This window comes from Nucisporomicrobium flavum (assembly GCF_016464385.1).
Classification (GTDB): Bacteria; Actinomycetota; Actinomycetes; order Mycobacteriales; family Micromonosporaceae; genus Actinoplanes; species Actinoplanes flavus_A.
Map to the genome: position 1 here is coordinate 279805 of NZ_JADMLH010000004.1, position 19718 is coordinate 299522.

Genomic DNA, 19718 nt, shown 5'->3' on the forward strand with positions numbered 1-19718 from the left:
CGAGTCGCCGTAGCCCTGGTTCGATCGGCATGGTTTTCTCTTCCTCGGTTGAGCACTGTCCGTGGACCGGGGGAGCTGTCATGATCGCTCAATGTCTGTCGGACACGCCCCGCAGTCGGCCAATGAGCTGACCGTTACGCTGCGGGCTGGACGATGCGCGCCGAGACGGTAATAGCAAACAATCCTGACTACTGAGGGACAGAGTTATGGCCGCCACCCGCCTGCCGGGCACCCCCCGGCTGTTGCGCGCGCTCAACGACCGCGCCGCGCTCGAGCTGCTGCTCGCGAAGGGCCCGCTCACCCGGGCGCAGCTCGGCGAGATGACCGGCCTCAGCAAGGTCACCGCGTCGCAGCTGGTCGAGCGGCTCGAGGAGCGCGGGCTCGTACGCCGGGTGGGCGAGCAGGCCGGCGGCCGGGGGCCCAACGCCCAGCTGTACGCCGTCACTCCCAGTAGTGCCCACGTGATCGGCGTCGAGGTGCTCCCCGACCGGGTGATCGCCGCGTGCGCCGACATCACCGGCGAGATCGTCGGGCGCAGCGAGCAGTCGACCCAGGACAGCGATGATCCGGTACGCGCCGTGCACGGCGCCGTCATGCAGGCCGCCACCCGGGCCGGCACCGACCTCGACTCGATCCACCGCGTCGTGCTCGGCACCCCCGGCCTGGTCGACCCGAAGACCAGCGAGGTCTCGTTCGCGTTCGACCTGCCCCGCTGGCACCGCGGTCTCCTCGCCGAGCTGCGCAAGGACCTGAGCACGCCGGTCGTGTTCGGCAACGACGTGAACCTCGCCGCGATCGCCGAGCAGCACACCGGCGCGGCCCGCGGCGTCGACGACTTCGTGCTGATCTGGGTCGGCCGCGGCGTGGGCCTCGCCACGGTGATCGACGGCAAGCTGCACCAGGGCAGCACGGGTGCCGCCGGTGAGATCGGATACCTGCCCGTGGCCGGCGCCGAGGTGCCGCACAACGCCTCGAAGCGCGGGGTGAAGGGCGCCTTCCAGACGCTGGTCGCCTCGGACGCCGCCAAGGCCATCGGCAAGCAGTACGGCTTCGGCGGCAAGGAGTCCGCCGACGTCGTCCGCGCTGCCGTGGCGGCCGGCGAGGCGGGCGACCCGGTGCTCGACGAGCTGGCCCGGCGGCTCGCGCTCGGCGTCGGGGCCACCTGCGTGGTCCTCGACCCGCCGCTGGTCGTGCTCGCGGGCGAGGTCAGCCAGGCCGGCGGCGCGGCGCTGGCGCAGCGGGTCGAGGCCGAGGTCGCCTCCATCACGCTGGTGTCGCCCCGGGTCGTCATCAGCGAGGTGGCGGTCGAGCCGGTGCTCAACGGCGCGCTGCTGACCGCGCTCGACGCCGTACGCGACGAGGTCTTCGGGTCGACGACCGGATAGGCACGGCACGGTGTCCGGGGCGGTGAGCCGTGCGTGGTTGGATGGACGCGTGCTCGAGGCAGCGACCCCCACACCCCCCGACGACGACACCGTCATCTCCTTCGACCGGGTCAGCGTGATCCGCGGCGGCACCTTCCTGGTGCGCAACCTGTCCTGGCAGGTCGAGCTGGACGAGCGGTGGGTGATCCTCGGCCCCAACGGCGCGGGCAAGACCACCCTGCTCAACCTCGCCTCCGCCCGCATGCACCCGTCGCGCGGCGTGGCGTGGGTGCTCGGGGAGCGGCTGGGGCGCACGGACGTCAGCGAGCTGCGTACCCGGATCGGCATCACGACCGGGCAGCTGGCCGACCGTGTGCCGCCCGCCGAGCGGGTCCTGGACGTGGTCGTCACGGCCGCGTGGTCGGTGGTGGGCCGCTGGCGGGAGAGCTACGACCGGCAGGACGAGGCGCGGGCCCGGGGCCTGCTCGACCAGCTCGGCATGGGCGCGCTGACCGACCGCGAGTTCGGCACGCTCTCCGAGGGCGAGCGCAAGCGCACCCAGATCGCCCGGGCGCTGATGACCGACCCCGAGCTGATGCTGCTCGACGAGCCGACCGCGGGCCTCGATCTCGGCGGCCGCGAGGACCTGCTGGGCCGCCTCACCGAGCTCGCCGAGGACCCGGACGCGCCGGCGATGGTGCTGGTCACCCATCACGTGGAGGAGATCCCACCGGGCTTCACCCACGCGATGCTGCTGCGCGAGGGCTCGGTCGTGGCGGCAGGGCTGCTCGGTGAGACGCTGACCGCGGACAACCTGTCCAAGACCTTCGGCCTGCCGCTCGTCGTCCAGCGCACCGGCGACCGGTACACCGCCCGGGCGGCCTAGATGGCATCGTCGCCCCCGCGGATCGTGGTCGCCGGCAGCGCCAACATGGATCTCGTCGGCCTCGCCGAGCGGCTGCCGCTGCCCGGCGAGACCATCCTGGGCGACGACTTCGTCATGACGCCCGGCGGCAAGGGCGCCAACCAGGCCATCGCGGCGGCCCGCGCCGGCGGCGCCTGCACGATGCTCGGCGCGATCGGCTCGGACGCGTTCGGCGTGACGATCAAGGCGCGACTCAACGCCTCGGGCGTGGACACCGAGTGCCTGCGGACCAGCTACGGCTCCTCCGGCGTCGCGGTCATCATGGTGGACAGAGCGGGGGAGAACTCCATCATGGTGAGCCCCGGTGCGAACAGCACGTTCGCCGGCCTGAGCGCCGCGGAGACCGCCGTGATCGCCGAGAGCGACGTCCTGCTGTGCCAGCAGGAGATCCCCGGCGAGACGGTGCTCGCGGCGGCGCAGGCGGCACGCGAGGGCGGCACCCGCATGATCCTGAACGCGGCGCCGGCCCGGGAGCTGCCCCCCGAGCTGCTCGAAGCGGTCGACCTGCTCGTGGTCAACGAGGTCGAGGCCATGGCGATCACCGGCTCGGAACGGCTCGACATGCCGGGGCTGCTCGCGCTCGTACCGCGCGTCGTGCTCACGATGGGTGGCAGCGGCTCCTGGTACGCCGACCGCGACGGCCGCGACGAGCGCATCCCGGCGTTCCGGGTGGCCGTGGCCGACACCACCGCCGCGGGCGACGCGTTCACCGGCGCGCTGGCGGTCGCCTGGGGCGAGGGGCGCGATCTGCTCGACGCGGTGCGCTGGGCCAACGCCGCGGGAGCCGCGTGCGTGCGCAAGGTGGGCGCGTCGAACTCGCTGCCGTCCCGGGCGGACATCGACGCGCTGTACTACGCCTGACGGGCCATGCTCACGAATCGGTGCACCTCGCTGCGCAGCACCTCGGCGAGCTGGCTCAGGCCGGTCACCCCGGAATCGTGGGCGCCGTCGACCGCGGCCGCGATCCCGCCGACCAGACCGCTCATCTCCCGGATGCTCCCGGTCACGGCCTCCAGCACGGCGACCGCGTCGGCGGCGGCCTGCTGCACGGTGGTGACCTGACCGAGGATCTCCTCGCTCGACGCACTCGTCTCGGTGGCGAGCGACTTCACCTCACTCGCCACCACGCTGAAGCCCCGGCCCGCCTCGCCGGCCCGTGCCGCCTCGATCGTCGCGTTCAGGGCCAGCAGCCGGGTCTGCGACGCGACCGAGTTGATCAGGTCGACCGCCCGGCGGATCTGCTCCGAGGCGCTGCGCAGCGCACCCACCGTCGCCACACCGCGTTCGGCGCCGGTCACCGCGTCGCGGGCGAAGTCGGCGAGGCCGTTGGCGGAGGCGCCCATCTCCGTGGCGGCCGTCGCCACCTGCTCGGAGACGGTCAGCACCGCCGACTCCAGCTCGTCGGCCAGCCTCGCCCGGGACTGTGCCGCCTCCTGCAGGCGCGCGTCCGCCCGGCTCATCTCCTGACTGGACGCCGAGATCTGCACCGCGGCGTCACGGAAGGCGCCGCGCAGACCGCGGGTGAGGAAACGCCGGTGGAACCGTCCCTCCGCGGCGGCCGCCAGGGACGCGCCCGACTCCCGTACGAACGCGTCGGTGGTGTCCAACAGGTCGTTGACCGTACTGCGCAGCTCCCGGTCCTCCGGCGTGTCCCCGAGCGGTGGCACCCGGGCCTCCAGGTCGCCCGCCGCGGCGCGCCGGCAGGCCTCGGTGAGCCGGCGCATCGCCTCCGCGTTCATCGTGGGTCGCCGTTCGTCAGGCTCCAGATGAACTCGTCGTACGTCTGGCCGCGCTCGCCGAGCATCTGCTGGAACCTCTGCCACGACGCCTCCAGCGCGGCGGGGGAGCTGCTGTGGCGCTGCTCCTCGGCACACAGGTCGGCGTACGTGGAGCTGATCGCGCCGACCGCGGCCGGATCGGGGCGCCGCCGTGACGAGTGGTAGCCCACGAGGCGGCCGGAGCTGTCGTACGAAGGGGTGACGTGCGCCAGAACCCAGTAGTGGGCGCCGTCCGAGGCGAGGTTCACGACGTACGCGAAGACCTCCTGCCTGTCCTTGAGCGTGTCCCACAGCAGCTTGAAGATGGCGCGCGGCATGTCGGGGTGGCGGATCACGTTGTGCGGCTGCCCCACGGCGTCCGCCTCGTCCAGCGCCGACATGTGCAGGAACGCGTCGTTCGCGTACGTGATGACGCCGCGTGGGTCGGTCTTCGTGACCATCATCTCGTCGTCGCCGAGCGTCCGTTCGACGCCGGTCGGACTCGTCCGGGTAGCCCGCATGATGTCCGTATAGTGCCTGGTCGGCGAGCGTCGGCGTGGCCGTTTCGACGAAGATCCGCGCGAGCTAGTCGCCGGACGATGCGACCCGCAGGGCCCACAGGATCAGCGGTGCCTGCAGCGGCAGCCGGCCGTACGCGATAGCCCTGCGCACCGGCGGCGCGTGCCGCCAGTCGACCGCCATCTTGACGTTCGCGGGGAACACCGCCGCGAACAGCGCCGCGGCGGCGAGTCCGCCTGCCCGCCGGCTCCGGGGGTGTGCGAGCGCGGCGGCGACGGCCAGCTCGGCGACGCCGCTCAGGTAGGTCCAGGTGCGCGGGCTGCCGGGCAGCGAGCGCGGCACGATGCCGTCGAACGGCCGGGGCTGCGCGAAGTGCAGCACGCCGCTGGTCGCCAGCAGGCCCGCCAGCGCGGCGTGGGACCTCACCGGGGCACGGAGTCGTGGTCGAGGGCGCGCTGCAACGCCCGGTAGATGCGGCCGAACCGCTGGGCGTCCTGCGTCTCCAGCAGCAGCATACGGTCGCCGCGGACGTCGGCCCAGATCTCCAGCCGGCGGCTGCCGCGGTCGTACGAGCGGTCCACGAACTCCAGCAGCACGTCCGACAGGGGCGCCGCCGCGAGCCCGATCAGGATGCCGCCGCCGATCAGGGCGATCGTGGTGGACACCGAGGCGTCGATCACCAGCGCGACGACCACCCCGAGCGCGCCGACCAGCAGGGGAGCGATCATCGCGATGCCGAGGACGCCGCGCCCCGCCACCGCGCTCCACTGCCGGCGCCCGCGCTGGTGCCACACCTGCGCGAAGTCGCCGAGCCGGTAGCCGCGTTCGCCGATCCGGACCCCGTCCGATGTGACCAGCACGTCCCGGTCCCGGTAGTAGGTGACCATGGCTCCTCCCTCGTCCTGCATGTTACTTACCCGGGGCGCGCCCGCTTACGCTGTCGGGACTGAACGATCGATCGGGAGGCGGCAAGCGGTGGGCGAGTTCGTGAAGCTGGAGATCGGCGACGGCATCGGGACGATCCGGCTCGGCCGGCCGCCGATGAACGCGCTCAACACCCAGGTCCAGGAGGAGCTGCGGGAGGCCGCCCAGGAGGCGGCCGGCTCGGAGGAGGTGCGCGCGGTCATCGTGTACGGCGGGGAGAAGGTCTTCGCCGCCGGCGCGGACATCACCGAGTTCACGAAGACGACGTTCCAGGAGATGACCGTACGGGCGGCAGCCCTGTCCAGCGCGTTCGACGCGGTGGCGCGCATCCCGAAGCCCGTCGTCGCCGCGATCACCGGCTACGCCCTGGGCGGCGGCTGCGAGCTGGCGCTGGCCTGCGACTGGCGGGTCGTCGCCGAGGACGCGAAGCTGGGCCAGCCGGAGATCAAGCTGGGCATCATCCCGGGGGCGGGCGGCACCCAGCGCCTCGCCCGGCTCGTCGGCCCGGCCCGCGCGAAGGACCTCGTCTTCTCGGGCCGGATGGTGGACGCGGCGGAGGCGCTCAGCATCGGCCTCGCCGACCGCGTGGTCCCGGCCGCCGACGTGTACGCCGCCGCCGTCGAGCTCGTGAAGCCGTACGTGACGGGCCCGGCGATGGCGTTGCGGGCGGCCAAGCAGGCCATCGACGGCGGGCTGAGCATGGATCTGGCGTCCGGGCTGGCGCTGGAGAGCCACCTGTTCGCGGGGCTGTTCGCCACGGATGACCGGCTCGAGGGGACGACGGCGTTCGTGGAGAAGCGCAAGCCGAAGTTCACCGGCCGCTGAATCGCGTAAGGGGCGTTCTCGCTGCCCCGCAGTGCCGGACACACCCGGCAGGATCTCGCGGATATCGATCTGTTGCCATAAAGTTCCGGTCTGTGACGATGCCCGGGCTGCGCACGACGTCGGTGCGCCGCACCGTGATCGTCGCCGTGGCTCTCGTCACCGGTCAGGCCCTGCTCGGCGCGGTCATCGGGTTCATGACGTTCGACCGCGACGACGAGACGGCGACGTCCGCGCGCGCCCCGGAACCGGCCGCCGCGCCGCCGATCGTCGTGGCTCCGTCGAGCGTGCCCACGTCCACGGAGGCGTCGCGGCCACCGCGGAAGGGCGCGGTGGCCGACGCCTCGAGCGGCACCGGGCGGCCCACCCGCGGCTCCCCGGTGTCCGCGGGAACCGGCACGGATACGCCGCTGACGTCGGCTGCGCCGCAGCTCAAGAGCGGCGCGCCGACGCCGCCACCGTCGTCCGGCCCGGTCGCGCCCGCCCCGCCCGGGACTGGCCTGCTGCCCTCGCCTGGCCTTTCCTCGCCAGCCCTGCCCTCGCCCGGCCTGTCCTCGCCCGGCTTCTCCTCACCCGATGTGGACGAGCCGGAGGACCCGCCGGTCGTGCGGGAGCGGTGCGAGGACGAGGGCGCGAGCGGCCGTACCGAGGACGGCAAGGTGGTGCGGTGCGAGCGCGACCGCGACGGCAAGCTGCGGTGGCGGCTGGTCTGACCGCGCTTCCGCCCTGATCAACTAGTACGCGGGAGCGCCTACACTGACGCGCATGTCCATCGACCAGGGTCGGCACCGCCTCGGCGTCGACTTCGGCACCTCGAACACCGTCGCGGTCGCCCGGTGGCCCGACGGCCGTGCCCGCCCGATCCTCGTCGACGGCTCCCCGCTGCTGCCCTCCGCCGTGTACGCCCAGCCCGACGGCCTGCTCGTGGTCGGCCGCGACGCCGTGCACAGCGCCCGGCGGGACCCGGCCCGGTTCGAGCCCAACCCGAAGCGCCACATAGACGACGGCCTCGTGCTGCTCGGCGACCGCGAGTTCGCCGTGGTCGACCTGGTGGCGGCGGTGCTCGTGCGGGTCGCCGAGGAGTGGCACCGCGCGGTCGGCCCCGTACGCCCGGAAGTGACCTTGACCTGCCCCGCCACCTGGGGCGCCACCCGCCGCAGCCTGCTCGCCGAGGCGGCCGCCCGCGCGGGTCTGGAGGGCGCGCGCCTGGTCGCCGAGCCGGTCGCCGCCGCCACGTACTTCGCCGACGTGCTGGGCCGCGACGTACCCATCGGCTCGGTCGTGGTCGTGCACGACTTCGGCGCCGGCACGTTCGACGCGAGCGTGGTCGCCCGTACGGCCGAGGGTTTCGAGGTTCTGGCCGTCGACGGCCGTGACGACATCGGCGGGCTCGACATCGACGCGGCGATCGTCGACCACCTGGGCGAGCTCTGCGCGGCGCAGGACCCGGACGCCTGGCGGCGGCTCACCGAGCCCGGGACGCTGGAGGACCGGCGCGCCCAGCGGCAGCTGTGGGACGACGCCCGGATCGCCAAGGAGCGGCTGTCGCGCACCCAGTCCGCGGACGTGATGGTGCCGCTGCTGGACGTCGAGCTGCACGTGACCCGCGACGAGCTGGAGGAACTGGCCCGGCCGGTCATCGAGCAGACCGTACGCGTCACCCGCGACCTGCTGCGCTGGGCCGACCTGCCGGACGGGCGCCTGGCCGGCGTGTTCCTGGTCGGGGGTGCGAGCCGGATCCCGCTGGTGGCGACGCTCCTGCACCGCGAGCTCGGCGAGGCGCCGGTCGCGATCGAGCAGCCGGAGCTGGTGGTCGCCGAGGGCAGCATCCTGGCGGACGCCGCCCTGCTGGCGACGGAACCCGCGGCTCCGGGCCCGACGGCCGAGCTGCGGCTGGTCTCGCGGGGTGATCGCGTACGCGTGCAGCCCACGAGCCCGCCCGCCCCGCCGCCGCCACCTCCACCCCCGCCGCGTCCGGTTTCCGTGGACGACATGGAGACCGTTCCCACGGCCCGGCGTGACGTCACGGGCGCCTTCCCGCCGGCGGTCGATCCGTGGCCGGACGCGCCGCAGCACTGGGCACCCGACCCCGACGCCACGGTCGCCGCGCCCAACCCCGTGACGCAGCTGCCGACCGATGCTCCGGTCACGTCCTCGCCGCCGCGGAAGGTGTCGTCCCGTCCGGTCTCGCCGGCCGCGGCTGTGACGTCCCGGTCCGCTTCCGGTTCCCGGTCCGCCTCCGGGTCCGTTTCCGGGTCCGGGTCGGCTTCCGGGTCTCGGTCCGCTTCTGGGTCCCGGTCCGCTGTGGGATCGTCGCCGGCTGCCGGGGCTGCGCGTGCTGGCACGGGAGCACGCCCGGCGGCTGGTGTGGCGCGGCCCGCGGCCGGGGCAGCTCGGCCGGTCAGCGGCGCCCGGCCGTCCGGCTCGGCGCGGCCCGCCCCCACCGCGCGGTGGGACGGTCCGGAGGCGGCGCCCGCTGCCCGGGTCCGCCGGCGGCCGGGGCGTGTGCTGCGCGCGTTCCAGCTGATGCTGAGCGTCGTGCTGCTGGTCAGCGCGCCCGTGGCCGCCATGCTCGTCGCGTACAGCATCACCACGGGCGTACCGCTGCAGTCGACCGTGCGCCTGATCGTCAACGACATCCAGCGCTTCGTAGGGTGAGTCTCGTTCACGTTTTCTCACGCGCCGGGTAGCGTGCTGGGCATCACCGACACGGCTGGAGCGGGCATGACGGACAAGATCGAGGGGCACGGCGGCGAACTGGCGCTGGCGGCGCTGCGGGCGTACGGGATCACGGAGATGTTCACCCTCTCCGGCGGCCACGTCTTCCCGATCTACGACGCCGCGCACAAGAGCGACTTCCCCATCTACGACGTGCGCCACGAGCAGTCCGCCGTGTTCGCCGCCGAGGCGGTCGCCAAGCTGCAGCGCCGCCCCGGCCTCGCCGTGCTCACCGCGGGCCCCGGCGTCACCAACGGCATCTCCGGCCTGACCAGCGCGTTCTTCAACGCCTCGCCGGTGCTGGTGATGGGCGGCAGGGCGCCGGCATTCCGCTGGGGCTCCGGCAGCCTGCAGGAGATCGACCACGTGCCGCTCGTCGCGCCGGTCACCAAGTACGCGGCGACGGTCACCGCCACCGACGAGATCCCCGCCGAGATCGGTCGCGCCCTCACGGCGGCGCTGACCGCCCACCGCGGCCCCGCGTTCCTCGACCTCCCGCTCGAGGTGCTGTTCTCCAGCGAGGACGTCCCGGCGCCCGGCGCGCCCGCCGTACCCGTGATCGAGGCCGACCCGGACGAGGTCGCCCGCGCCGCGGCCCTGCTCGCCGAGGCCGAGCGCCCGGTCATCATCGCCGGATCGGACGTCTGGGGCGGCAACGCGGTCGACGAACTGCGCGCGGCCGCCGAGGCCCTGCAGATCCCGGTCTTCACCAACGGCATGGGCCGCGGCGCGCTGCCGCCGGGCCACCCGCTCGGCTTCGCGAAGGCCCGCCGCCCCGCACTCGGCGAGGCCGACGTGGTCGCGGTCATCGGCACCCCGCTCGACTTCCGCCTCAACTTCGGCGAATTCGACCCGGCCCAGGTCATCCACATCGTCGACGCCCCCGGCCAGCGCGCCGGCCACGTCCAGGCGGCGGTCTCGCCGGCCGGCGACCTGCGCCGGATCCTCGCCGCGATCGCCAACCACACCGGCAAGCGCACCGACCACGCCGAGTGGATCAACGGCCTGCGGGCCGCCGAGGACGCCGGCAAGGCCCGCGACGCCGAGGCCATGGCCGCCGAGAGCGACCCGATCAAACCCGCCCGCGTGTACGGCGAACTGCGCAAGGTCCTGGCCCCCGACGCGGTCACCATCGGCGACGGCGGCGACTTCGTCTCGTACGCGGGCCGCTACCTCGAGCCCGCCCAGCCCGGCACCTGGCTCGACCCCGGCCCGTACGGCTGCCTCGGCACCGGCATGGGCTACGCGATGGGCGCGAGGGTCACGTACCCGGACCGCCAGATCTGCGTCCTCATGGGCGACGGCGCGGCCGGATTCTCCCTGATGGACGCGGAGTCGCTGGTCCGCCAGAACCTCCCGGTCGTGATCGTCGTCGGCAACAACGGGATCTGGGGTCTCGAGAAACACCCGATGCGGGCGATGTACGGCTACGACGTGGCGGCGGACCTCCAGCCAGGCCTCCGCTACGACGACGTGGTGAAGGCGCTCGGCGGGGCGGGGGAGACAGTCGAGAAGTCCGCAGACCTGGGGGCGGCGTTGACCCGGGCATTCGACTCCGGTGTGCCGTACCTGGTCAACGTCCTGACCGACCCGGAAGACGCGTACCCCCGCTCGTCCAACCTGGCCTGAGCCGACTCGCCGCGTCTTCCGGGCGCGGTGAGCTGGCTGTTGACGTCGTCTTCCGCGCGCGGCTCGCCTGCGCGTGGTCGGCGGTCTCCGCGGGAGCGCGGCGGTCTCCGCGGGGGCGCGGCGGTCTCCGCGGGGGCGCGGCGGTCTCCGCGGGGGCGCGGCGGTCTTCCGTCGTTTCCCGTGGCGCGACCGTGCGTGGTCGGTGCTCTCCCTGCGAGGTGCAGCGGTCGTCGTCGTTCTTCCGGTGTGGCGCGGCTGCGTTTGGTCGGTGTCCTGCCTGCGGGGCGGAGCGGTCGCCGGTTGTTCTTCTGGTGTGGCGCGGCTGTGTGTGGTCGATCCTCTCTGCGCTGGGGGCAGTGGTCGTCCGTCGTTCTCGCCGTGTGGCGCGACTGGGCGTTGTCGTCGTCTTCCGCGCTCGGTGTTACCGGCCCGTTTGTTGTCGCGGCCCGACGGTGCAGCAGCCGTTTGGCGCATCCGTTCTTGTCGGCGCAGCGCAGACCCGGTTGTTCTGGTCCTGAACCTTCCGGGGCAGCTCAGCTAGTTGTCGTCGTTCTTCTCCAGGTCGCGTTCCCACTGCGCCAGCAGCTCCCGGTCGCGCCGGGACTGTTCGGTGTCCATCGAGCGGAGGAAGTCGGGGTCGTCGTCCGGGGAGGCTGGGCGCGGCCCCGGGCGTCGGCGGACCGGGCCGCCCTCGTGTGGGGGCGGCAGGGGGCGGCCCCAGACGAAGTAGGCGAGCGGGCCCGCCAACGGAACGAAGAGGATCACGAGGACCCACAGGACGCGCGGCATGGTGCGGACCCGATCGGCCGACAGCGAGCTGATCAGCGCCAGCACGAGGAGCACCAGCTGCACCGCAGCCAGGAAGACGAACATGCGGACCATGAGGCAATGATGACGCGCCGTACGCGGAACGGCGACGATCAGAGCATGACAAGCACCGTACCGAGAACCGCGAACCCGGCGGTGATCACCGCGAAGGCGGCGACGGTGCGCCGGCCGGGCAACGGTGGCCAGGCCCGCAGCCCTCGCGACCGCCGGTAGGCGAGCGCCACGGAAGCAGCCCAGCCCGCCATCACCAGAGCCGCGACGAGGAAGACCCCGACGCCGGCGCCCGGCACGAAAGCAGGCCGCGCGGCAAGCAGAGCCACGGCAGCCGCCGACAACCCGGTACGCCGCCAAGCAAGCCGCGTCCGCTCAGCGGAGGCCCCGGGATCCCGATGACCCGGCGCCGGGCTGCTTCCACGACCTTCACTCACCTCGCGGCTCCCCGCTCACAGGGCGGCTCCCGGACGCGGGTTGGTCGCTGTCCGCGGGGCTGCCTCCGTCCGCGGAGCCCTCCCCGCCCGCGGGGCTGCCTGTGCTCGCGTTGGCGTCTCGGTCCGCGGGGCTGCCTGTGCTCGCGTGGGTGCCTTGGTCCGCGGGGCTGCCTGTGCTCGCGTTGGCGTCTCGGTCCGTGGGGCTGCCTGTGCTCGCGTGGGCGTCTCGGTCCGCGGGGCCGGCCCCGCTCGTGAGAGTGCCTCCGCCCGCCAGGCTGCCATTGCTCGCGAGGGTGTCTCCGTTTAGTGGGCCGCCTCCATCCGTGAGGGCGCCTCTGATCGCGTGGGCGCCTCCGGCGGCTCGACGGCCTTCGGTCATTGCACGGCCTTGATGATGACCGCCACCACCAGGAGGAGCGCGCCCGCCGCCACGAGGAGGGCCAGGATCGCCGGGAAGCGGGACTTGGGCAGGTCGGTGCCGAGGCGCATCGCCTTCTCCGTGCGCGCCCAGTGGTCGACCGCCCGTACAGCGACGACGCCGCCCAGGAGGAGCAGTGCGACCGAGATGATCTCGCGCAGGTGCTCGATCGGCAGGGGTGGCAGGAACTGGGCGCATGCCAGGCCGCCCGCCAGCAGCGCCAGGGCCGTACGGATCCAGGCGAGGAAGGTGCGTTCGTTGGCCAGTGAGAACCGGTAGTCCGGCTTCTCGCCGGCCATCGGGGTCTTCTGCGGGTTGAACCACTGGTCGAACACGCTGTCGATTATTGATCGCCGAGGTGAAGAATCGGCTCACGGGCCGCAGCCGCCGTCGCGGCTCGTGGTGGTGGAGGATGGTCACGAGGCGGGGAACGCGGTCGCGGGTGAGCTGTGTCACCGTCGGTGGCGGGCACCGTAAAGCTACCGGCGGGTAACATCCCCGTAGGAACCGTGAAACCGGCTGCAGGCGTGCGTCCATAAACAGGAGGGTCGTCGAAGCGCGATGAACATTGTCGTACTGGTCAAGCAGGTGCCCGACTCCGGTGCCGAGCGCACTCTGAGTGCGGGCGACAAGACCGTCGAGCGCGGCTCGGCGAGCAACGTCATCAACGAGATGGACGAGTACGCCATCGAGGAAGCGCTCAAGATCAAGGAAGCGCACGGCGGCGAGGTGACCGTCCTGACGATGGGCCCGGCCGGCGCGACCGAGTCGATCCGCAAGGCGCTCTCCATGGGTCCGGACAAGGCGGTCCACGTGACCGACGACGCGCTGCACGGCTCGTGCGCCGTCGCCACGTCCAAGGTCCTGGCCGCCGCGCTGGGCACGCTCAACGCCGACCTCATCATCTGCGGCGCCGAGTCGACCGACGGCCGCGTGCAGGTCATGCCGCACATGCTGGCCGAGCGCCTGGGCATCGCCGCGCTCACCGGCGCCCGCAAGCTCACCGTCGACGGCGCCCAGCTGACCGCCGAGCGTCAGACCGACGAGGGCTACGAGGTCGTCACCGCGGCCACGCCCGCCGTGGTCAGCGTCTGGGACACCATCAACGAGCCCCGGTACCCGTCCTTCAAGGGCATCATGGCGGCCAAGAAGAAGCCGGTGCAGAGCCTCTCCCTCGCGGACCTGGGCGTCAGCCCGGACGAGGTCGGCTTCGCGGGCGCCACCTCCGCGGTGGTCGAGTTCGCCAAGCGCCCGCCGCGCAGCGCCGGCACCAAGGTCACCGACGAGGGCAACGGCGGCGCGCAGCTGGTCGAGTTCCTCGCCACCGAGAAGTTCGTCTGAGAGGGGTCCACCATGGCTGAGGTACTGGTCGTCGTCGAGGCCTCCCAGGCTGCCGGCGTCAAGAAGGTCACGCTCGAGATGCTGACGATCGCCCGCGGGCTGGGTTCGCCCTCCGCGGTGGTCCTCGGCGGCGCCGGCGCGGCGGAGCAGCTCGCCGCCAAGCTCGGCGAGTACGGCGCCGAGAAGATCTATGCGGGCGAGGGCGAGGAGATCGACGGCTACCTCGTGGCGCCCAAGGCCACGGCGGTGGCCGAGCTGGTCAAGCGCGTCCAGCCGGCCGCGGTGCTGCTCGCCGCGACGCAGGAGGGCAAGGAGATCGCCGGCCGGCTCGCGGTCAAGCTGGACAACGGCCTGCTCACGGACGCGGTGGAGGTCGCCGAGGACGGTACGGCCACCCAGGTCGTCTTCGCCGGCTCCACGATCGTCAAGTCCAAGGTCACCCGGGGCCTGCCGATCGTGACGATCCGCCCCAACTCGGTGACCCCGGCCGCTGCGCCGGCCACCCCGGCCGTGGAGCAGCTGACGGTCACGGTGGCCGACGCCGACAAGCTGGCGAAGGTCGTCGAGCGCGTCGCCGAGACGAAGGGCTCCCGCCCGGAGCTGACCGAGGCCTCGATCGTCGTCTCGGGTGGCCGCGGTGTCGGCAATGCGGACAACTTCACGTTGGTCGAGGAAATGGCCGACTTGCTCGGTGGCGCGGTGGGCGCCTCCCGTGCGGCCGTCGACTCCGGCTACTACCCGCACCAGTTCCAGGTCGGCCAGACCGGCAAGACGGTGTCCCCGCAGCTGTACGTCGCCCTGGGCATCTCGGGCGCCATCCAGCACCGGGCCGGCATGCAGACGTCGAAGACGATCGTCGCGGTCAACAAGGACCCGGAGGCGCCGATCTTCGAGCTGGCCGACTACGGCGTGGTGGGCGACCTCTTCAAGATCGTGCCGCAGGCGACCGACGAGATCCGCAAGCGCAAGTGACAGCGGCGGGCCGGTGACGGCCTGCGCGATGGAGGAACGGCCCGGCGGCCTCGGTCGCCGGGCCGTTCTCGTGCGCGTGCGGGGTGAGCTCAACCACTTACGCACGTGGCAGGGTGCGGCCGGCCGTTCAGGAGCCCCCGGGCGACTGGCCGGTCGGACCCGGTCCCTGGCGGGAGCGACGTCTCGGACCACGACGGACCCGAGCCATGATGCTCTTGGCGCTTCCGCCCTGGATATTGATCGTCCTGCGCGACGGTGACGGACGCGACGTATCCGTTGGCGGCGCACGGCATAAGCTTCATGACGATGGCCTACCTGGATCACGCGGCGACCGCGCCGATGCTCGCCGAGGCGCTCGACGCATATGTCGCGGCTGCCCGGGAGATCGGCAACCCGTCGTCCCTGCATGCTGCCGGTCGAAGCGCTCGACGGCTCGTCGAGGAGTCGCGCGAGCGGATCGCCGCGGTGCTCGGTGCGCGGCCGTCCGAGGTCGTCTTCACCAGCGGGGGGACCGAGAGCGACAACCTCGCCACCAAGGGCCTGTTCTGGGCGCGCCGCGGCGCCGACGGCCGGCGCTGCCGCGTCGTGGCGTCGGCGGTGGAGCACCACGCGGTCATGGATGCCGTCGAGTGGCTCCGGTCGCACGAGGGTGCCGTCGTCGAGTGGCTCCCCGTCGACCAGGCCGGACGCGTCAATCCCGCGGTGCTGACGGACGCGATCCAGGCGCACGGGGATGAGATCGCTGTGATCAGCGTGCAGTGGGCCAACAACGAGGTCGGCACGTTGCAGCCGATCCCCGCGCTGGCGGCCCTCGCGGCGCAGGCCGGCATCCCCTTCCACACCGACGCGGTGCAGGCCGTGGGGCAGGTCCCGGTCGACTTCGCAGCCAGCGGCGCCGCGGCCATGACCGTGAGCGGGCACAAGGTCGGCGGACCGGTCGGCGTGGGCGCGCTCCTGCTCGGCCGGGACGTGGCCGCCACGCCGTTGCTGCACGGCGGAGGTCAGGAGCGCGACGTACGGTCCGGCACGCTCGACACCCCCGGCGTCGTAGCGTTCGCGGTGGCGGTCGAGGCGGCCGTCAAGACCCAGCAGGAGCACGCGGCGCGCGTCGCCGCCCTGCGCGACGACCTGGTCGAGCGGGTCCGGGCCGCGATCCCCGACGCTGTCTACAACGGCGATCCCGTCGACCGGCTGCCGGGCAACGCCCACTTCTCTTTCCCGGGCTGCGAGGGGGACGCGCTGCTCCTGCTCCTCGACGCGCAGGGGATCGCGTGCTCGACGGGCTCGGCTTGCTCGGCCGGGGTCGCCCAGCCGTCGCACGTGCTCCTCGCGATGGGCGCCGACGATGATCGGGCACGGTCCTCGCTGCGGTTCACCCTCGGGCAGACCTCGACGGCGCAGGACATCGACGAGCTGCTGGCCGCGCTGCCGGGCGCGGTGGAGCGGGCCCGCCGGGCCACGGCGTGGAAGACGCCCCGTCAGTCCTGAGAGCCCGCGGCGCAGAAGCCGAAAGATGATCATCTTGCGCCGTCCTCCCGCTGATCCGTCTTGTGCTTCATCTATCGCTGTTGGCCGCGCGGACGGTTCTTGATCCACAGGATTTTCCTGGGTGGTCCAGAGCACGTCGGCCGATTCCGGCCGCCGTGGGGTTTTGCCGGGGCCGGCGGATAGGCTTGCCGGCGTGCGAGTGCTTGCAGCTATGTCCGGCGGTGTCGACTCCGCCGTCGCTGCCGCGCGCGCCAGGGATGCCGGCCATGACGTGACCGGGGTCCATCTGGCGCTGGCGCGGAACCCTCAGACGTACCGGACGGGTGCGCGGGGATGCTGCACGCTCGAAGACTCCCGCGACGCGCGCCGGGCCGCCGACGTCATCGGCATCCCCTTCTATGTGTGGGACATGGCCGACCAGTTCCACGAGAGCGTCGTCGACGACTTCGTCGCCGAATACGCCGCGGGCCGCACCCCCAACCCCTGCCTGCGGTGCAACGAGAAGATCAAGTTCGCCGCGGTGCTCGACCGGGCGGTCGCGCTCGGCTTCGACGCGGTCGTCACCGGCCACCACGCCCGGCTCGGCGCCGACGGACTGCTGCGGCGCAGCGTGGACATCGCCAAGGACCAGTCGTATGTGCTCGCCGTGCTCACCCGCGACCAGCTCGACCGGGCCGTCTTCCCGCTCGGCGACTCGACCAAGGCCCAGGTGCGTGAGGAGGCCGCCGCCCGTGGCCTCGCCGTGGCCGACAAGCCGGATTCCCACGACATCTGCTTCATCGCCGACGGCGACACCCGCGGGTTCCTCGCGCAGCGGCTCGGTGAAGCTCCCGGCGACATCGTCGACGGCCGCACGGGCACGGTGCTCGGGCAGCACGCGGGCGCCTACGGCTACACGGTGGGCCAGCGCAAGGGCCTCGACCTGCGCGTGCCCGCCCCTGACGGCCGCCCGCGCTACGTGCTCTCCATCACCCCGAAGACCAATACCGTCACAGTCGGCCCTCGTGAGGACCTCGCGGTCGACACGGTGACGGCTGAGCGCCCGATCTGGCACGGCGAGCAGACGCCCGTCGAATGTGACGTGCAGCTGCGTGCGCACGGCGAGGTCGTGCCCGCAGTCGTCTCCGTCGAGGACGGACGGTTGACGGCCCGGCTGCGGAGCCCGGCGCGCGGGGTTGCCGCCGGCCAGGCGATCGTGGCGTACCGGCCGGATCCCGGCGGGGACATCGTGCTCGGCTCGGCCACCATCCTGACCGGGGAGAACCTGACCGGGGAGAACGCGCACCCCGCCGCGACGTCCGGGACGGGGGCGTCGGCCAATGGCTGACTTTCCCTGGCCGAGCGGAGCGGCGACCGGAATCGGCTCGCTGCCGGGAACGGACGTTGCCGAGGCGCAGCGGCTGATCCTCGGCGAGCTGCCCGATCTGCCGCACCTCCCCGAGCTCCCCGACCGCGGCCCGGGCGCCGACATCATCGGACGCAGCGCCGGATTCCTCGTCGAGCTTCCCGTCCAGCTCTACGCCGGGCGGTGGCAGATGGCGCCACGCCCCGGCAAGGACCTGCGCCGCACGGCCGATCTGCTCGAACGCGACCTCGACCAGATGACCGAGCAGGGCGATCGGTACACGGGGCCGTTCAAGATCCAGTCGGCCGGCCCCTGGACGCTCGCGGCCAACCTGGACCTGCCCATCGGTGGCCGTATGCTGCGCGATCCGGGCGCCGTCCGGGACCTCACCGACTCCCTCGCCGAGGGCCTGCGCCGGCACATCGCCGACGTACAGAGGCGGCTCCCGGGCGCCACTGTGCTGCTGCAGCTCGACGAGCCCTCGCTGTCCGCGGTGCTCGACGGACACGTTCCCACGGAGAGCGGGCTGAGCGCGTACAGGGCCGTCGACGGCCCGGATGCCGCGACAGGCCTGCGGACCGTCGTGGAGGCGGTGGGCGTGCCGGTGATCGTGCACAGCTGTGCTCCCGCCGTACCGCTGCAGGTCGTGCGGGATGCACAGGCCGCGGCCGTGTCGATCGACCTCGCGCTGCTCAAGGATCTGGATCCGCTGGGGGAGGCCCTCGAGGCCGGCCTCGGTCTCTTCGCCGGCGCGGTGCCGACCCGGCCTGCGTCGGCGGGTCACGCTCCGACGTCGGCAGAAACCGCAGATCGGGTACGGGGTCTGTGGCGGAAGCTCGGATTCCGGGCTGACCGGCTGCCCGAGCAGGTCGTCGTCACGCCGGCATGCGGACTGGCCGGAGCGAGCCCCGGGTACGTGCGGGCTGTGGTGAAAGCCTGCCGTGACGCCGGTCGGCGCCTGTCCGAGGCGTGACGACCGCCCTCGGTGACGCCCGGATCTGAGCCGGCGCTGAAGCTTGTCTGCTCGTTGGCCGGCGATGCTGGTCGTCCGGCGGGCGGAAGTGTTGGCGTTCCGCCTTTTCTGTCGCACCCGGCGGGCATCATGCAGACATGATTGGACGTCTCGACACCGTCGTCATCGACTGCCCCGATCCCCGTGCCCTGGCACGGTTCTACAGCGAACTGCTCGGCATGCACGTCGTTCACGACGAGGACGGCTGGGTGACCATCCGCACCGACTCCGACGCCCCGAGCCTCGCCTTCCAGAAGGCCCCCGACCTCCTCCCGCCGCGCTGGCCCGACCACGACCGCCCCCAGCAGTTCCACCTGGACGTGCGCGTGGACGACATCGAGAAGGCGGAGCAGCGCGTGCTCGCCGCGGGCGCGAAACGATTGGACGGTGGGGGCGAGACGTTCCGGGTGTACGAGGATCCGGTCGGTCACCCGTTCTGTCTGGTCTGGTAGCGGCCACGCCGGTTCCCCGGCGGCCCCTTGCCGTCGGGCCGTTCCGCCTGCCGATCTGCCAGCCGCAGCAGGTCTCGCTTACCCAAGCCGCGGCGCGCCGCGACGACCCGGCGCATGGAACGGCTCGCCGTGCCGGCGCGACGCTGAAACGCCGAGCGGCGCACCAGAATCGGCTCACCGAGATTCAGGTACGAGTCCCGCTCCGCGTACGGATCCCAGCGACGCGTCGGGATGAGCACATGATCGCGGCGGTGGCTCTTGTCCCGACTGGTGATCTTCAAGACGACGATGCCGCGGCGGTGGTTCAGCAGCACCAGACAGGGTCGTAGCTTCGCGCCCTGGCCGCGGGCGAAGGGGACCGTGGCCCACCAGATGTCACCCGCCGTGGGCCGCGCGGTGCGGAGCCGGTGTCGCAGGAGGGCAACGCCCGCGGCCGCGACCAGGCCCGCTGCCAGCCACAACCGCCAGTCCGCCATCGGCAGACCGTACCCGGGCGGTCCAGCGTGCGCGACCGGTACTCCGCGGCCTTCCGGGCGGCGCTGCGCTTTTCTGGCCCGCGCTGCGCGTTTCTGGCCTGCGCTGCGCTTCGGCGGGTCGGGCTGCGCTTCGGCGGGTCGGGCCCGGCGATCGACCTTGTGACGACTTCGTAAGACGAGGCGGCCCGCAGGACGGCGGTTTTGTCGGAGGGTCCGGCTAACGTGCCTGGAGAAAGCCGAACACGGAGGTCCCGGTGCCCGAGAAGCAGTCTGTTGATGCCGAGTCGCCCGCCGACGTCG

21 protein-coding genes are annotated in these 19718 nt (G+C 72.7%); 13 read left to right on the top strand and 8 right to left on the bottom strand.

What is annotated here, in order from left to right; genetic code table 11:
• The first annotated feature begins 206 nt into the window (after positions 1 to 206).
• The 3 genes from IT780_RS12930 to IT780_RS12940 are packed head-to-tail and all read left to right on the top strand — an operon-like array spanning position 207 to position 3150.
• The gene (locus IT780_RS12930; RefSeq protein WP_199511739.1) at positions 207 to 1385 is read left to right on the top strand and encodes an ROK family transcriptional regulator; all 1179 of its coding nucleotides are present in this window, start codon (positions 207 to 209) and stop codon (positions 1383 to 1385) included.
• 49 nt (positions 1386 to 1434) lie between these two features.
• Positions 1435 to 2250 (top strand): ABC transporter ATP-binding protein, encoded by an 816-nt coding sequence (locus tag IT780_RS12935; protein WP_307831162.1) that lies wholly within the window; start codon positions 1435 to 1437, stop codon positions 2248 to 2250.
• The gene (locus IT780_RS12940; protein ID WP_199511740.1) at positions 2251 to 3150 is read left to right on the top strand and encodes a ribokinase; all 900 of its coding nucleotides are present in this window, start codon (positions 2251 to 2253) and stop codon (positions 3148 to 3150) included.
• On the opposite strand, the gene IT780_RS12945 is transcribed toward IT780_RS12940, so the two are convergent.
• From IT780_RS12945 to IT780_RS12960, 4 genes are all read right to left on the bottom strand, one after another.
• Positions 3141 to 4028, bottom strand: coding sequence for a methyl-accepting chemotaxis protein (locus tag IT780_RS12945; protein ID WP_199511741.1), 888 nt, complete (start codon positions 4026 to 4028; stop codon positions 3141 to 3143). The genes IT780_RS12940 and IT780_RS12945 overlap by 10 nt on opposite strands.
• Positions 4025 to 4567 (bottom strand): PAS domain-containing protein, encoded by a 543-nt coding sequence (locus tag IT780_RS12950; RefSeq protein WP_199511742.1) that lies wholly within the window; start codon positions 4565 to 4567, stop codon positions 4025 to 4027. The genes IT780_RS12945 and IT780_RS12950 overlap by 4 nt, the downstream gene beginning before the upstream one ends.
• A gap of 64 nt (positions 4568 to 4631) precedes the next feature.
• The gene (locus tag IT780_RS12955; RefSeq protein WP_307831163.1) at positions 4632 to 4991 is read right to left on the bottom strand and encodes a DoxX family protein; all 360 of its coding nucleotides are present in this window, start codon (positions 4989 to 4991) and stop codon (positions 4632 to 4634) included.
• Positions 4988 to 5452 carry a DUF6232 family protein gene (locus tag IT780_RS12960; protein WP_199511743.1) on the bottom strand — a complete coding sequence of 155 codons (465 nt, stop codon included), beginning with the start codon at positions 5450 to 5452 and terminating at the stop codon, positions 4988 to 4990. Before IT780_RS12960 ends, IT780_RS12955 begins: the two co-directional genes overlap by 4 nt.
• An 88-nt stretch (positions 5453 to 5540) precedes the next feature.
• Here IT780_RS12960 and IT780_RS12965 point away from each other — a divergent pair, with 88 nt between their 5' ends.
• The 4 genes from IT780_RS12965 to IT780_RS12980 all read left to right on the top strand — a co-directional run bounded on the left by IT780_RS12965 (position 5541) and on the right by IT780_RS12980 (position 10658).
• Positions 5541 to 6314 (top strand): enoyl-CoA hydratase/isomerase family protein, encoded by a 774-nt coding sequence (locus tag IT780_RS12965; RefSeq protein ID WP_199511744.1) that lies wholly within the window; start codon positions 5541 to 5543, stop codon positions 6312 to 6314.
• A gap of 92 nt (positions 6315 to 6406) precedes the next feature.
• Positions 6407 to 7024 (top strand): hypothetical protein, encoded by a 618-nt coding sequence (locus tag IT780_RS12970; RefSeq protein ID WP_199511745.1) that lies wholly within the window; start codon positions 6407 to 6409, stop codon positions 7022 to 7024.
• A gap of 52 nt (positions 7025 to 7076) precedes the next feature.
• Entirely contained in the window at positions 7077 to 8969 is a 1893-nt protein-coding gene (locus IT780_RS12975) for an Hsp70 family protein (protein ID WP_199511746.1), read from the top strand.
• A gap of 66 nt (positions 8970 to 9035) precedes the next feature.
• Positions 9036 to 10658: an acetolactate synthase gene (locus IT780_RS12980; protein ID WP_199511747.1), complete on the top strand. Its 1623-nt coding sequence runs from the start codon at positions 9036 to 9038 to the stop codon at positions 10656 to 10658.
• 537 nt (positions 10659 to 11195) lie between these two features.
• Here IT780_RS12980 and IT780_RS12985 read toward each other — a convergent pair.
• The 3 genes from IT780_RS12985 to IT780_RS12995 form a co-directional block, all read right to left on the bottom strand.
• Positions 11196 to 11540, bottom strand: a complete 345-nt coding sequence (locus IT780_RS12985) for a PLD nuclease N-terminal domain-containing protein (RefSeq protein WP_199511748.1) — start codon at positions 11538 to 11540, stop codon at positions 11196 to 11198.
• 38 nt (positions 11541 to 11578) lie between these two features.
• Positions 11579 to 11914 carry a DUF202 domain-containing protein gene (locus IT780_RS12990; protein ID WP_199511749.1) on the bottom strand — a complete coding sequence of 112 codons (336 nt, stop codon included), beginning with the start codon at positions 11912 to 11914 and terminating at the stop codon, positions 11579 to 11581.
• Positions 11915 to 12289: 375 nt separating this feature from the next.
• Entirely contained in the window at positions 12290 to 12631 is a 342-nt protein-coding gene (locus IT780_RS12995) for a YidH family protein (protein WP_199511948.1), read from the bottom strand.
• A 262-nt stretch (positions 12632 to 12893) separates the two neighbouring features.
• Between IT780_RS12995 and IT780_RS13000 the strand changes: the two genes are divergently transcribed.
• The 6 genes from IT780_RS13000 (at position 12894) to IT780_RS13025 (ending at position 18942) form a co-directional block, all read left to right on the top strand.
• The gene (locus IT780_RS13000; RefSeq protein WP_199511750.1) at positions 12894 to 13673 is read left to right on the top strand and encodes an electron transfer flavoprotein subunit beta/FixA family protein; all 780 of its coding nucleotides are present in this window, start codon (positions 12894 to 12896) and stop codon (positions 13671 to 13673) included.
• Between the two features lie 12 nt (positions 13674 to 13685).
• A complete protein-coding gene (locus IT780_RS13005; RefSeq protein WP_199511751.1) occupies positions 13686 to 14645 on the top strand; it encodes an electron transfer flavoprotein subunit alpha/FixB family protein in 960 nt (319 codons plus the stop codon).
• Positions 14646 to 14951: 306 nt separating this feature from the next.
• A complete protein-coding gene (locus tag IT780_RS13010) occupies positions 14952 to 16133 on the top strand; it encodes a cysteine desulfurase family protein (RefSeq protein ID WP_199511752.1) in 1182 nt (393 codons plus the stop codon).
• Positions 16134 to 16326: 193 nt separating this feature from the next.
• The gene (mnmA, locus tag IT780_RS13015; protein WP_307831164.1) at positions 16327 to 17460 is read left to right on the top strand and encodes a tRNA 2-thiouridine(34) synthase MnmA; all 1134 of its coding nucleotides are present in this window, start codon (positions 16327 to 16329) and stop codon (positions 17458 to 17460) included.
• Positions 17453 to 18451 (top strand): methionine synthase, encoded by a 999-nt coding sequence (locus IT780_RS13020; RefSeq protein WP_199511753.1) that lies wholly within the window; start codon positions 17453 to 17455, stop codon positions 18449 to 18451. Before mnmA ends, IT780_RS13020 begins: the two co-directional genes overlap by 8 nt.
• 137 nt (positions 18452 to 18588) lie before the next feature.
• On the top strand, positions 18589 to 18942 hold the full coding sequence (locus tag IT780_RS13025; RefSeq protein ID WP_199511754.1) for a VOC family protein: 354 nt from the start codon (positions 18589 to 18591) through the stop codon (positions 18940 to 18942).
• Here the strand turns inward: IT780_RS13025 and IT780_RS13030 are convergent.
• Complete coding sequence (locus tag IT780_RS13030) at positions 18918 to 19418, bottom strand: type II toxin-antitoxin system PemK/MazF family toxin (protein ID WP_199511755.1); 501 nt, start codon at positions 19416 to 19418, stop codon at positions 18918 to 18920. The two genes, IT780_RS13025 and IT780_RS13030, sit on opposite strands and share 25 nt — an antisense overlap.
• Positions 19419 to 19718 lie beyond the last annotated feature (300 nt).

Excerpts from the sequence above, each read along its gene's own strand:
- IT780_RS12995 (WP_199511948.1), bottom strand. The coding sequence starts at position 12,631 with ATGGCCGGCGAGAAGCCGGACTACCGGTTCTCACTGGCCAACGAACGC.
- IT780_RS12975 (WP_199511746.1), top strand. The coding sequence starts at position 7,077 with ATGTCCATCGACCAGGGTCGGCACCGCCTCGGCGTCGACTTCGGCACC.
- IT780_RS13005 (WP_199511751.1), top strand. The coding sequence starts at position 13,686 with ATGGCTGAGGTACTGGTCGTCGTCGAGGCCTCCCAGGCTGCCGGCGTC.
- IT780_RS12940 (WP_199511740.1), top strand. The coding sequence starts at position 2,251 with ATGGCATCGTCGCCCCCGCGGATCGTGGTCGCCGGCAGCGCCAACATG.
- IT780_RS13010 (WP_199511752.1), top strand. The coding sequence starts at position 14,952 with ATGGCCTACCTGGATCACGCGGCGACCGCGCCGATGCTCGCCGAGGCG.
- IT780_RS12980 (WP_199511747.1), top strand. The coding sequence starts at position 9,036 with ATGACGGACAAGATCGAGGGGCACGGCGGCGAACTGGCGCTGGCGGCG.
- IT780_RS12985 (WP_199511748.1), bottom strand. The coding sequence starts at position 11,540 with ATGGTCCGCATGTTCGTCTTCCTGGCTGCGGTGCAGCTGGTGCTCCTC.
- IT780_RS12930 (WP_199511739.1), top strand. The coding sequence starts at position 207 with ATGGCCGCCACCCGCCTGCCGGGCACCCCCCGGCTGTTGCGCGCGCTC.
- IT780_RS12945 (WP_199511741.1), bottom strand. The coding sequence starts at position 4,028 with ATGAACGCGGAGGCGATGCGCCGGCTCACCGAGGCCTGCCGGCGCGCC.
- IT780_RS13030 (WP_199511755.1), bottom strand. The coding sequence starts at position 19,418 with ATGGCGGACTGGCGGTTGTGGCTGGCAGCGGGCCTGGTCGCGGCCGCG.
- IT780_RS13020 (WP_199511753.1), top strand. The coding sequence starts at position 17,453 with ATGGCTGACTTTCCCTGGCCGAGCGGAGCGGCGACCGGAATCGGCTCG.
- IT780_RS13025 (WP_199511754.1), top strand. The coding sequence starts at position 18,589 with ATGATTGGACGTCTCGACACCGTCGTCATCGACTGCCCCGATCCCCGT.
- IT780_RS12950 (WP_199511742.1), bottom strand. The coding sequence starts at position 4,567 with ATGCGGGCTACCCGGACGAGTCCGACCGGCGTCGAACGGACGCTCGGC.
- IT780_RS12960 (WP_199511743.1), bottom strand. The coding sequence starts at position 5,452 with ATGGTCACCTACTACCGGGACCGGGACGTGCTGGTCACATCGGACGGG.
- IT780_RS13000 (WP_199511750.1), top strand. The coding sequence starts at position 12,894 with ATGAACATTGTCGTACTGGTCAAGCAGGTGCCCGACTCCGGTGCCGAG.